Origin of the sequence: Streptomyces kaniharaensis (assembly GCF_009569385.1) — a bacterium.
In the GTDB taxonomy this organism is placed as follows: Bacteria; Actinomycetota; Actinomycetes; order Streptomycetales; family Streptomycetaceae; genus Kitasatospora; species Kitasatospora kaniharaensis.
On record NZ_WBOF01000001.1, the window covers coordinates 5,249,080 to 5,260,619 of the forward strand.

At 72.4% G+C, this 11,540-nt stretch carries 9 protein-coding genes; 5 read left to right on the forward strand and 4 right to left on the reverse strand.

Translation table 11 applies throughout. The annotated features are described in order from the left end of the window. Window positions 1-114 precede the first annotated feature (114 nt). From pucD to F7Q99_RS23555, 3 genes are read right to left on the reverse strand one after another with little or no spacing between them, the layout of a single operon-like run. Window positions 115-2,499, reverse strand: coding sequence for a xanthine dehydrogenase subunit D (gene pucD, locus F7Q99_RS23545; RefSeq protein WP_153464530.1), 2,385 nt, complete (start codon window positions 2,497-2,499; stop codon window positions 115-117). Continuing rightward, on the reverse strand, window positions 2,496-2,984 hold the full coding sequence (locus tag F7Q99_RS23550; protein ID WP_153464532.1) for a (2Fe-2S)-binding protein: 489 nt from the start codon (window positions 2,982-2,984) through the stop codon (window positions 2,496-2,498). Before F7Q99_RS23550 ends, pucD begins: the two co-directional genes overlap by 4 nt. Beyond that, a complete protein-coding gene (locus F7Q99_RS23555) occupies window positions 2,981-3,868 on the reverse strand; it encodes an FAD binding domain-containing protein (protein ID WP_153464534.1) in 888 nt (295 codons plus the stop codon). Before F7Q99_RS23555 ends, F7Q99_RS23550 begins: the two co-directional genes overlap by 4 nt. A 474-nt stretch (window positions 3,869-4,342) precedes the next feature. Between F7Q99_RS23555 and F7Q99_RS23560 the strand changes: the two genes are divergently transcribed. Then, on the forward strand, window positions 4,343-5,935 hold the full coding sequence (locus F7Q99_RS23560; protein ID WP_153464536.1) for a PucR family transcriptional regulator: 1,593 nt from the start codon (window positions 4,343-4,345) through the stop codon (window positions 5,933-5,935). Between the two features lie 98 nt (window positions 5,936-6,033). On the opposite strand, the gene F7Q99_RS23565 is transcribed toward F7Q99_RS23560, so the two are convergent. After that, on the reverse strand, window positions 6,034-7,164 hold the full coding sequence (locus F7Q99_RS23565) for an alpha/beta hydrolase (protein ID WP_153464538.1): 1,131 nt from the start codon (window positions 7,162-7,164) through the stop codon (window positions 6,034-6,036). Between the two features lie 311 nt (window positions 7,165-7,475). Here F7Q99_RS23565 and F7Q99_RS23570 point away from each other — a divergent pair, with 311 nt between their 5' ends. The 4 genes from F7Q99_RS23570 to F7Q99_RS23585 are packed head-to-tail and all read left to right on the forward strand — an operon-like array spanning window position 7,476 to window position 11,435. After that, window positions 7,476-8,504 (forward strand): substrate-binding domain-containing protein, encoded by a 1,029-nt coding sequence (locus F7Q99_RS23570; protein ID WP_153464540.1) that lies wholly within the window; start codon window positions 7,476-7,478, stop codon window positions 8,502-8,504. Further along, entirely contained in the window at window positions 8,501-9,529 is a 1,029-nt protein-coding gene (locus tag F7Q99_RS23575) for an ABC transporter permease (RefSeq protein ID WP_326847024.1), read from the forward strand. The genes F7Q99_RS23570 and F7Q99_RS23575 overlap by 4 nt, the downstream gene beginning before the upstream one ends. Next, window positions 9,526-10,332 carry an ATP-binding cassette domain-containing protein gene (locus F7Q99_RS23580; protein ID WP_153464542.1) on the forward strand — a complete coding sequence of 269 codons (807 nt, stop codon included), beginning with the start codon at window positions 9,526-9,528 and terminating at the stop codon, window positions 10,330-10,332. Before F7Q99_RS23575 ends, F7Q99_RS23580 begins: the two co-directional genes overlap by 4 nt. Beyond that, window positions 10,329-11,435 carry an ROK family glucokinase gene (locus F7Q99_RS23585; protein ID WP_407697820.1) on the forward strand — a complete coding sequence of 369 codons (1,107 nt, stop codon included), beginning with the start codon at window positions 10,329-10,331 and terminating at the stop codon, window positions 11,433-11,435. The genes F7Q99_RS23580 and F7Q99_RS23585 overlap by 4 nt, the downstream gene beginning before the upstream one ends. The last annotated feature ends 105 nt before the right edge of the window (window positions 11,436-11,540 follow it).

Consider the following 11,540-nt stretch of genomic DNA (forward strand, 5'->3'; position numbering starts at 1 on the left):
TACGGGAGTTGCCTGCACTGCGAGGTTTCCCGTACTGCGAGGTGGGTTTGGCGCCTCCCCGGGGCGGCGGGGAAGACGGTCGCCGCCCCGGGGCCGTTCTGCGGTCCCGGGCCGTCAGGCCCCGGGCTTCTCGGTGGTCAGGTGCTCGGGCCGGACCGGGATCCGGGTGAGCGCGAGGCCGGTGGCGTCGCGGATGGCGGCCACGATCGACGGCGTCGCCGAGACGGTCGGGGCCTCGCCGACCCCGCGCAGCCCGTACGGGGCGTTGGGGTCGGGCAGTTCGAGGATCTCCACCGGGATCGGCGGGGTGTCCAGGATGGTGGGGATCAGGTAGTCGGTGAAGGACGCGTTGCGCACCTTCCCGTCGCGGATGATGATCTCCTCCATCACGGCGAGGCCGAGCGCCTGGGTGCAGCCGCCCTGGATCTGGCCGACGACTGAGAGCGGGTTGAGCGCCTTGCCGACGTCCTGGACGGCGGTCAGCTCGACCACCTTGACCAGGCCGAGTTCGACGTCGACGTCGACCACCGCGCGGTTGGCGCAGAAGGTGTACTGGACGTGGCCGAAGCCCTGTCCGGTCTCCTTGTCGAACGGCTGGGTCGGGCGGTGGTGGTGCTCGCGGGTGAGGTCGATGGCCTCGTCGCCGAGCAGGTCGACCATGGGGACGAGCGTGCCGGCGCTCTCCGAGACGACCTTGCCGCCGACCAGCGTGATGTCGTCGTGGGTCCAGCCGTAGCGGCGCCGGCCCTTCTCGATCAGCGCCCGCCTGACGGCCTCGGCGGCGAGCTTGACGGCGCCGCCGGTCATGTAGGTCTGGCGGGACGCGGAGGTCGAACCCGCCGACCCCACCTCGGTGTTGGCCGGGTGGATGGTGACCTGCTCGACGCCGAGCTCGGTGCGGGCGATCTGGGCGTGCACGGTGACGCCGCCCTGGCCGACCTCCGCCATCGCGGTGTGCACCATGGCGACCGGCTCGCCGCCGATCACCTCCAGGCGCACCCGGGCGGTGGAGTAGTCGTCGAAGCCCTCGGAGAAGCCGACGTTCTTGATGCCGACCGAGTAGCCGACGCCGCGCACGATGCCCTCGCCGTGCGAGGTGTTGGACAGCGCACCGGGGACCTGGCGCACGTCCAGGTGCTCGGTGTCCAGCGGCGGCGGCAGCGGCATGTCCTTGGCGCGCTGCAGCAGTTCGGCGACCGGGGCGGGCGCGTCGATCTGCTGGCCGGTGGGCATGAAGTCGCCCTCGGACATGGCGTTGAGCTGCCGCAGCTCCACCGGGTCCATGCCGAGTGCGGCGGCCAGCTTGTCCATCTGCGACTCGTAGCCGAACGCCGCCTGCACCGCGCCGAAGCCGCGCATCGCCCCGCAGGACGGGTTGTTGCTGTAGAGCGCGATGGCGTGCATCCTCACGTTCGGGATCACGTACGGGCCGTGGCCGAGCGAGGCCGCGTTGCCGACGACGGCCGGCGAGGCGGAGGCGTACGCGCCGCCGTCCAGCACGATCCGGCAGTCGGCGTAGACGAGCTTGCCGTCGCGGGTGGCGCCGTGTTCGTAGTGCATCCTGGCCGGGTGGCGGTGCACGTGGCCGAAGAAGGACTCGTCGCGGGAGTAGACGATCTTGACGGGCTTGCCGGTGTGCAGGGCCAGCAGGCAGGCGTGGATCTGCATCGACAGGTCCTCGCGGCCGCCGAAGGCGCCGCCGACACCGGCCAGCGTGAGCCGGACCTTCTCCTCGGGCAGGTCGAGCACCGGGGCCATCTGCTGACGGTCGACGTGCAGCCACTGGGTGGCGATGTACAGGTCGACGCCGCCGTCCTCGGCGGGCACGGCGAGACCGGACTCGGGGCCGAGGAAGGCCTGGTCCTGCATGCCGACCTCGTAGTCGCCGCTGACGACGACGTCCGCCGTCGCGCGGACCTCGTCGGTCACGCCGAGGCCGGAGACCAGCTTCTGCTCGTGGCAGATGTTGCCGTGGCCGTGCGACTTGTACTCGTGCGGCTCGTGCACGTAGCCGTACGTCTCGGGGTGGAGGCACTGCTCCTCGGTGACGATCGGGGTGAGCACCTCGTACTCGACCTTGATCTTCTTCACCGCGCGGCGGGCCGTCTCCGGATGGTCGGCCGCCACCAGCGCGATCGCCTCGCCGTGGTAGCGGACCTTGTCGATGGCCAGCGCCGGCTGGTCCTGGATCTCCAGGCCGTAGTACTTCGAGCCGGGGATGTCCTTGTGGGTGAGCACGGCGTAGACGCCGGGCACCGTGAGCGCCTCGGAGATGTCCACCGAGAGGATGTTGGCCCGGGGGTGCGGCGAGCGCAGCGCCATACCCCAGAGCATGTCCTCGTGCCACATGTCGGACGAGTACGCGAACTCGCCCTTCACCTTCAGGTTGCCGTCAGGGCGCAGCGGGGAGCCGCCGATGCCGTCCTTGGACGCCTGGTTGATGTTCTGGAGGTTCTTCTGGCCCTGGATGGTGCGGGTATGGGTCGTGCGGGTGCTCATGCCGAAGCCGCCTTCCCGGCGCACTTGCGGGCGGACGCCAGCCGCACCGCGTCCATGATCTTCTCGTAGCCCGTGCAGCGGCAGAGGTTGCCCGACAGCGCCTCGCGGATGTCGTCGTCGCCCGGCTGGGCGTCGTGCTCCAGCAGGGCGTCGGTCTGCACCAGCAGTCCGGGGGTGCAGAAGCCGCACTGGACGGCGCCGGCGTCGATGAACGCCTGCTGGACGAGGCCCAGTTCGCCGTTCTCGTCGGCCAGGCCCTCGACGGTGCGCACCTCGCGGTCCTGCACCTGGCCGGCCGCGACCAGACAGGAGCAGACCGGCACGCCGTCCAGGTAGACCGTGCAGGAGCCGCACTCGCCCTGCTCGCAGGCGTTCTTCGAGCCCGGGAGGCCGACCCGCTCGCGCAGCATGTAGAGGAGGCTCTCGCCCTCCCACACGTCGTCCGCCTCGACGGGCTTCCCGTTGGCGGTGAAAGTGACCCTCATGCCGCGCTCCTGATCTGCTTGCTGTAGTCGTTCCAGGTCCAGGTGAGGGTGCGGCGGGCCATCACGGCCAGCGCGTGCCGGCGGTAGTCGGCGGTGCCCCGGACGTCGTCGATCGGGGACGCCGCGGCCTTCACCAGCTCTCCGAACCTCTGGATCACTTCCGTGCCCAGCAGCTCGCCGGACTCCCAGAGGCCGCGCTCGGCGAGCACGCCCTGCAGGTACTCCTCGGCCTCGACGGCGCGGCGCGGGGTGGGGGCGGCCGAACCGATACCGGTGCCGACGGTGCCGTTCTTCGGGTGGAGGGCGAACCCGAAGGCGCAGACCGCGATCACCATCGCGTTGCGGGTGCCGATCTTCGAGAACTGCTGCGGGCCGTCCGCCACCGGGATGTGCACGGCCCGGATCAGCTCGTCGGCCTCCAGGCTGTTGCGCTTCACGCCGACGTAGAACTCGTCGACGGGGATCATCCGGGTCCCGCGCACCGAGGCCGCCTCGACGAGGACGTCCCGGCCGGCCGCGAGCAGCGCCGGGTGGGAGTCGCCGGCCGGGGACGCCGCACCGAGGTTGCCGCCGACGCCGCCGCGGTTGCGGATCTGCGGCGAGCCGACGGTGTGCGCCGCCAGGGCCAGGCCGGGCAGCGGCCCGGACAGCTCGTCGATGATCCGGGTGTAGGGGACCGACGCGCCGAGCCGCACGACGCTGCCGTCGTTCGTCCACTCGGTGAGCTCGGTGACGCGGTTCAGGTCGAGAATCGCGGATGGCCGGTGCACGTCGAAGTTCATCTCGACCATGACGTCCGTGCCGCCCGCGATGGGCAGCGCGGTCGGGTACTCGGCCTTCGCCGCGAGTGCCTCGTCCCAGGTGGCGGGCCGAAGGAACTCCATGCGGGTGTCTCCTCAAGTCGTCGCCGGCCGGACGGATGGGCACAGTGCCCGGAACTCGGTGTCCGGATTCCGCCCACCGTGTCGTCGCCTCGGCGTCGGATCCCGGTCACCGGGCTGTGTCCGGCGGCGTGTGGCCAGTGAACCGCTGTGACCGGGCCCACTGGGAGTCACCGATGGCATGAAGCCCCGGCTGTGGTCCCGCCCGGCATCCTGTACGTTCCTCTAAGGAGGACGATTTCGCAGCCCAGCCGTTTACCGGGCGCTACCTACGACCGTAATCCGGCCGTGATAGCCGAGCTACGGGCCCGTGACCCGGCATCCGGACGGACGTAACGCCAAGCACTGATGTTCGGGCACACTGTGACCCCGGCAGCGCGCCCGGGCCCTTCCCCGGCGCCCGCCGGCCGGCCGAGAAGCCCCCGTTCCCCACCCAGCCGACCCCAGTCCCCACCCCAGCCCGTTAGGAGTCCGCGGATGCGTGTCCGTGACCTGCTCGCCCCCGGCGCCCCGCGACTGCGCCTGCTCGCGGCCGAGGACGAGCTGGACCGGCAGGTCAGCGGTGTCATGACCACGGACCTGCACGACCCCGGCCGGTACCTGCACGGCGGCGAGCTGGTGCTCACCGGCATGCTCTGGCGCACCGGCCCGGCCGACTCCGAGCGGTTCGTCCGGACCATCGCGGCCGGCGGCGCGGTCGCCCTGGCGGCCGGCGAGGCCGAGGTCGGCCCGGTCCCCGAGGACCTGGTCGAGGCCTGCCGCCGGCACCGGATGCCCCTGCTCGCGGTGCCCGACGACATCGCCTTCGGCACCGTCGCCGAGTTCATCGGCCGCCAGGTCTCCGCCGACCGCGCCGCCGACCTGGCCGCCCTGGTCGACCGGCACCGGCTGCTGGTCTCCGCGGCCGGCGGCGGCGGGCTGGACGCCGTCCTGGACCTGCTCGGCGGCGACCTCGACCTCGACTGCTGGGTGCTCACCCCCACCGGCGCGGTGATCGCCGGGCCCGCCGAACGGCTCCCCGCCGAGGACCGCGACCAGCTGGTCCGCGCCCACCTCGCCGCCCAGCGCCAGCGCCGCCGCCCCCCGCACCGGGCCCGCCTCGCCGCCGGCTCCTACTCGCTGCTGCCCGCCCCGGCCTCCGCCGAGCACGAGGCGCCGCTCGCCGACTGGGTGCTCGCCGTGGCCGGCGACGTCACCGAGTGGACGACCAAGCGCCAGCAGCTCGCCGACAACCTGGCCCGCCTGGTCGCCGCCGAGCGCCACCGCCGGGACGAGGGCCGCCGGCTGCGCCGCCGCCTCGCCGACGAGGTGCTGACCCTGCTTCAGCGCGACGCCGACCCGGCCGAGATCAGCCGCACCCTGTACGCCTCCTCGGCGATGGCCGCCCGCTACGAGAGCCCCGACGCCAGGCCGCCGGCCCCGGACGGCTCCTGGCTGGTGCTCAGCGCGGAGGGCACCGGCCTGCCGGAGGGCGCGGTGCGGGCCGTCCTGGAGGAGGCCCTCGGCGGCACCACCGACCGCGCCCTGATCGCCGGGGCCGGGACCGGCGCGGTCGTCGTGATGCCCGCGATGGCGAGCGCGGTGCCCGCCGACAGCCTGCGCGAACTGCTCGCCCCGCTGGAGGCCGGGCTCGGCCCGGAGGGCAGGATCACCCTCGGTGTCTCCGCGCCCGCCTCCGAGGCCGGCGGCCTGCGCGGCGCCCTTGAGGAGGCCCGGCACGCCCGCCGGATCGCCGCCGCCCGGGTCGGCCGGGTCTGCGTGGCCGGCCCCGAGGAGCTGGCCTCGCACGTGCTGCTGCTGGCGGCCGTCCCGGACGAGGTGCGCCGGGCGTTCCGCAGCCGCCTGCTGGACAAGGTGATCGGCTACGACATCGAGCACCAGGCGGACCTGGTCCGCACCCTGGAGGCGTTCCTGCGCTCGGACGGCTCGTGGACGCGCTGCGCCGCGCAGCTGCACGTCCACGTCAACACGCTGCGGTACCGGATCGGCCGGATCGAGGAGCTTACCGGCCGTGACCTGTCGCGGCTGGAGGACCGGGTGGACTTCTACCTGGCCCTCGAACTGGCCTGACGAGCCGACCTGACGAGCCGGCCCGACACCACGTGAAGGGGCCCGCCGCGAGCGTCCGAGCGTTCGCGGCGGGCCCCTTAGGGGTCGGGACGTCCGGACTACTGCGCCGGGATGATCCCGGTCAGCCACTCGAAGATGCCCGGGACCATGCCCTTCCATAGCTCGGTGGAGTGCGGCCCCTGGGTCTCCTGGATCTGGACGGTGGTCGGGGCCTTGGCCGCGGCGGCGAGCGCCTGCGCGTCCTCCAGGCCGTCGCCCTTCTTGCCGCTGATGTACATCGCGACCTTGGGCGGCTGCTGGGCGCTCTTCAGGATGTTGACCGGGTTGTTGGTCTCGCGCAGCTTCGCGTCCTTGCCGACCAGCGAGTCCTTCTCGGCCGCCGGGTCGTTGTAGCCGGAGAGGCTGATCGCGGCCCGGTAGCGGTTCGGGTGGGCCAGCGAGAGCTTGGCGGCGCAGTGGGCGCCGGCCGAGTAGCCGGCGATCGCCCAGCGGTCCGGGGACGGGTCGGCGCGGAAGTTGTCCAGGACCATCTGCGGCACGTCGCGGGTCACCCAGGCGTCGGCGTTGACCTTGCCCGGGATGTCGGTGCAGCCGGCGTCCTGGTGGTTGCCGAGCAGCAGGGTGCGCGGCGAGACCAGGATGAACGGGGCGACCTTGCCCTGCTGCATGAGCGGCTTGAGCTGCTCGGACACCTTGAGGGTGCCGTACCAGGTGGAGGACGAGCCCGGGTAGCCCGGCATCAGCTCGACGACCGGGAACTTCTTGTCCTTGAACGCCGGGTCGTCGTACTGCGGCGGCAGCCAGACCAGCACCTCGCCGTCGACGCCGGACACCTGGCCCTTGAGCTCGGTCTTCTTGACGTCGCCCGGCACGGCCGGGTCGCCCACGCCGCCGAACTGCTGGAGCACCTTGGCCGGGGGCTTGGCGTCGCCCTGGCCGCCCGCGGGGGCGCCGGGGCCCTCGTCCTTCGGCACCGTGGGCACGGCGCGGACGTGGTCGCCGGTGCCCAGCAGGTCGTCCCAGCTGCCGTAGATCAGGTTCGCGTTGTTCACCATCACGAAGACCATCAGCACGGCCGTGATCTGACAGAACACGATCATGGCCACCCGCGACAGGACCTGCACCGGCTGCGGCCCGCGCACCTTGCCCCAGAGCAGCAGCGCGACCGCGATGGACACCGGTACGAGGACGACCGTGAGGAGGAAGAAGGGCGTACCTGTCAGTTGCATCGAGTTCTCGTATCCGGATCGCAGCCCGCCCGGGCCTCACTCGCCCGAACGCATTCCAATAGCAATGGACGGCGTGGAACCCGGGGTCGGTTGCCGTCCGAATCTGTGTGGAACCTGAGAGGAACATCACGTTTCCGTGATCTTCATCTTTCGGGTCGGCGCTTAGTGTGCCACCCGGGCAGCCGTCATCCGGACGCGATGTCCAGCGAACGTTCAGGAAGGTCCCCCGGGGAAACCTTACAGTCCGCGCCGCCTTCGCCGTCGGGCGAGGCGGTGCGAGGCCGCAAGGTGCTTGCGGAGAGAATCATGGGATGAGCTCAACCCGCTTTCGCCCGTCCCGCCGGCTCCGTCCCGTTGCCGCCGCCCTCGCGCTGATGGTCGCCGTGGCCGGCTGCAGCAGTACCGGAGGTAGACGCGCCGAGGAGGCCCGCGCCCAAGCCGCGGCCGCCGGCGGCAGCGCCGTCACGACCCCGCGCTGGAAGGTCGCCATGGTGACCCACGCCGGCCCTGGCGACGCCTTCTGGGACAGCGTGCGCAAGGGCGCCGAGCAGGCCGCCGCCAAGGACAACATCACCTTCCTGTACTCCAACGACGCGCAGACCCAGAACCAGGTCCAGCTCGTCCAGGCCGCCATCGACCAGAAGGTCGACGGCCTGCTGGTCACCCTCGCCAAGGGCGACGCCATGGCCGACGTCCTCGGCAAGGCGAAGGCCGCCGGCATCCCCGTGATCACCATCAACTCCGGCCAGGAGTACTCCCGGAAGTTCGGCGCGCTCACCCACATAGGCCAGGACGAGACCGCCGCCGGCCAGGCGGCAGGCGCCGAGCTGGCCGCCCGCGGCCGCCGGAACGTGCTCTGCGTCATCCACGAGCAGGGCAACGTCGGCCAGGAGCAGCGCTGCTCCGGCGCCCAGGCCGGCTCCGGACTGGCCGGCGGCGCCTTCCAGGTGCTCTACGTCGACGGCGTCAACATGCCCGACGCCCGGGCCGCCGTCCTGGCCAAGCTCCAGGCCGACCCGGCCATCGACACCGTGCTCACCCTCTCCGGCCCGATGGCCGCCACCGGCCTGCAGGCCGTCCAGGACTCCCACCGCGGCATCGAGCTGGACACCTTCGACCTGGGACCGCAGGTGGTCGCCGGGCTGAAGTCCGGCGGCGTCGGCTTCGCCGTCGACCAGCAGCCCTACCTGCAGGGCTACGAGGGCGTCGACCTGCTCTGGCTCCACCGCTCCAACCTCGACATGCTCGGCGGCGGCAAGCCGGTGGCGACCGGCCCGCAGATCCTCACCAAGGACAACGCCGACGCCCTCGCCGAGTACGTCGCGAGGGGGACCAGGTGACCACCGACCTCCTCGTCCAGGACCGCCCGGCCGCCGTGCGCCGGCTCCTCGCCCGGCCCGAACTCGGCGCGCTGATCGCCGCCGTCGCGGTGTTCCTGGTCTTCGCGGCCGTCGCCGAACCCTTCCTGCGGGTCTCCTCGCTGGGCACCGTGCTCTACGCCGCGTCCACCATCGGGATCATGGCGGTGCCGGTCTCGCTGCTGATGATCGGCGGCGAGTTCGACCTGTCGGCCGGCGTGCTGGTCACCACCGCCGCGCTGACCTCGTCGATGGTCTCCTACCAGTTCACCGCGGTGACCTGGGTCGGCGTCGTCGTCTCGCTCGCGGTCACGCTGGCCGTCGGCTGGTTCAACGGCTGGATGCTCGGCCGCACCAGGCTGCCCAGCTTCATCGTCACCCTCGGCACCTTCCTGATGCTGACCGGTGCCAACCTCGGTGTCACCAAGCTCGTCTCCGGCACCGTCTCCACCAAGCCGATCTCCGACATGGAGGGCTTCGCCTCCTGCCGCTGGCTCTTCGCCTCCGAGGTCACGGTCGGCGGGCTGACGATCAAGGCCACCGTGTGGTGGTGGCTCGGCCTGCTCGCCGTCGGCACCTGGGTCCTGCTGCGCACCCGGTTCGGCAACTGGATCTTCGCCGTCGGCGGCGACGCGGCGGCGGCCCGTGCGGTCGGCGTGCCGGTCGCACGGACGAAGACCGTGCTGTACCTGGGCGTCGGCTTCGGCGCCTGGGTGCTCGGCCAGCACCTGCTGTTCTCCTTCGACACCGTGCAGTCCGGCGAGGGCGTCGGCAACGAGCTGATCTACATCGTCGCGGCCGTCATCGGCGGCTGCCTGATCACCGGCGGCTACGGCTCGGTGGCCGGCTCCGCGCTCGGCGCGCTGATCTTCGGCATGGCGAGCAAGGGGATCGTCTACGCCCAGTGGAACCCTGACTGGTTCAAGTTCTTCCTCGGCGCGATGCTGCTGCTCGCCGCCCTGCTGAACGCCTTCGTCAAGCGCCGGGCCGAGCGGGGGCCGCGATGAACACCGAACTCCTGTCCCTGGAAGGCGTCGGCAAGAGCTACGGCACCGTCCGCGCGCTGCGGGACGTCTCGCTGACCCTCCGGGCCGGCGAGATCAGCTGCGTGCTCGGCGACAACGGCGCCGGCAAGTCCACCCTGATCAAGATCATCGCTGGGCTGCACCAGCACGACGAGGGCACCTACACCGTCGGCGGCGAGGAGGTCCGCCTCGACTCCCCACGCCAGGCCCTCGACCGCGGCATCGCCACCGTCTACCAGGACCTCGCCGTCGTTCCGCTGATGCCCGTCTGGCGCAACTTCTTCCTCGGCTCCGAACGCGGCCACCGCCGCTGGGGCGGGCTGCGCCTGGACGCCGACGGCATGCGCGCCACCACCCGCGCGGCGCTCGCCGAGATGGGCATCGACCTGCCCGACGTCGACCGGCCGATCGGCACCCTGTCCGGCGGCCAGCGCCAGTGCGTGGCGATCGCCAGGGCCGTCCACTTCGGCGCCAGGGTGCTCGTCCTGGACGAGCCGACCGCCGCCCTCGGCGTCAAGCAGTCCGGCGTGGTGCTCAAGTACGTCACCGCCGCCCGCGACGCCGGCCTCGGGGTCGTCCTGATCACCCACAACCCGCACCACGCGCACCTGGTCGGCGACCACTTCACCCTGCTCAGGCGGGGCCGGACGGCCGGCAGCCACCCGCGCGACGAGATCAGCCTCGAACAGCTCACCACCGAGATGGCCGGCGGCTCCGACCTCGCCGAACTCTCGCACGAGCTCGCCCGACCCACCGTCACTACTCCTCGTGAGGAGCGTCCGTGACCAGCCCCCAAGGCAGCACCCGGCCGGCCGTCCTGCCCACCCTGCTCGGCCTCGGCCCGCGCGCCGAACGCCGCCGCCGCGCCCTGCCCGCCGGGATACTGCGGCTGCCCACCATCGGCGTCGACATCGGCGGCACCAAGGTCGTCGCCGGGGTGGTCGACGGCGAGGGCAGGGTGCTGGAGAAGCTGCGCACCGACACCCCCCACAAGAGCAAGAGCGCCAGGGTCGTCGAGGACGTCATCGTCGAGCTGGTGCTGGAGCTCGCCGACCGGCACGACGTCCACGCCGTCGGCATCGGCGCGGCCGGCTGGGTCGACGCGGACCGCTCCAAGGTGCTCTTCGCCCCCCACCTCAACTGGCGCAATGAGCCGCTCCAGGAGGCGCTCAGCGAGCGGCTGCGGTTCCCGGTGATCGTCGAGAACGACGCCAACGCCGCCGCCTGGGCCGAGTGGCGCTTCGGCGCCGGGCGCGGCGAGGACCACATGGTGATGCTCACCCTCGGCACCGGCATCGGCGGCGCCGTCGTCCGCGACGGCTACGTCGACCGCGGCAAGTACGGCCTGGCGGGCGAGTTCGGGCACATGCAGGTGGTGCCCGGCGGCCACCGCTGCCCGTGCGGCAACCGCGGCTGCTGGGAGCAGTACTCCTCGGGCAACGCGCTGGTGCGCGACGCCCGCGAACTCGTCGCCGAGGAGTCCCCGGTGGTGCAGCCGCTGCTCGCCCGGGCCGGCGGCACCGTCGAGGGCATCACCGGCCCGCTGGTCACCGAGGCCGCCCGGGCCGGCGACCCGACCGCCACCGAGCTGCTCTACGAGGTCGGCACCTGGCTCGGCGTCGGCATCGCCAACCTGGCCGCCGCCCTCGACCCGGGCCGCTTCGTGATCGGCGGCGGCGTCTCCGAGGCCGGCGACCTCCTGCTCGGCCCGGCCCGGGACACCTTCCGCCGCACCCTCACCGGCCGCGGCTTCCGCCCCGAGGCCACCATCGTGCACGCCGCCCTCGGCAACGAGGCCGGGCTGGTCGGCGCCGCCGACCTGGCCCGGCAGGTCGCCCGGCGGTTCCGCACGATCAAGCGCCGCCGGGTCGAGCGCAGCGCGCCGTAGCGCCCGTCGTCGACCTCCCGCCGCCGTCCGGTATCCGGGGTGGCGGCGGGAGTTCGGCGACGAGCCCCCTCGGGGCTCCGCCCTCGGGCGTCAACTACCGGTCGG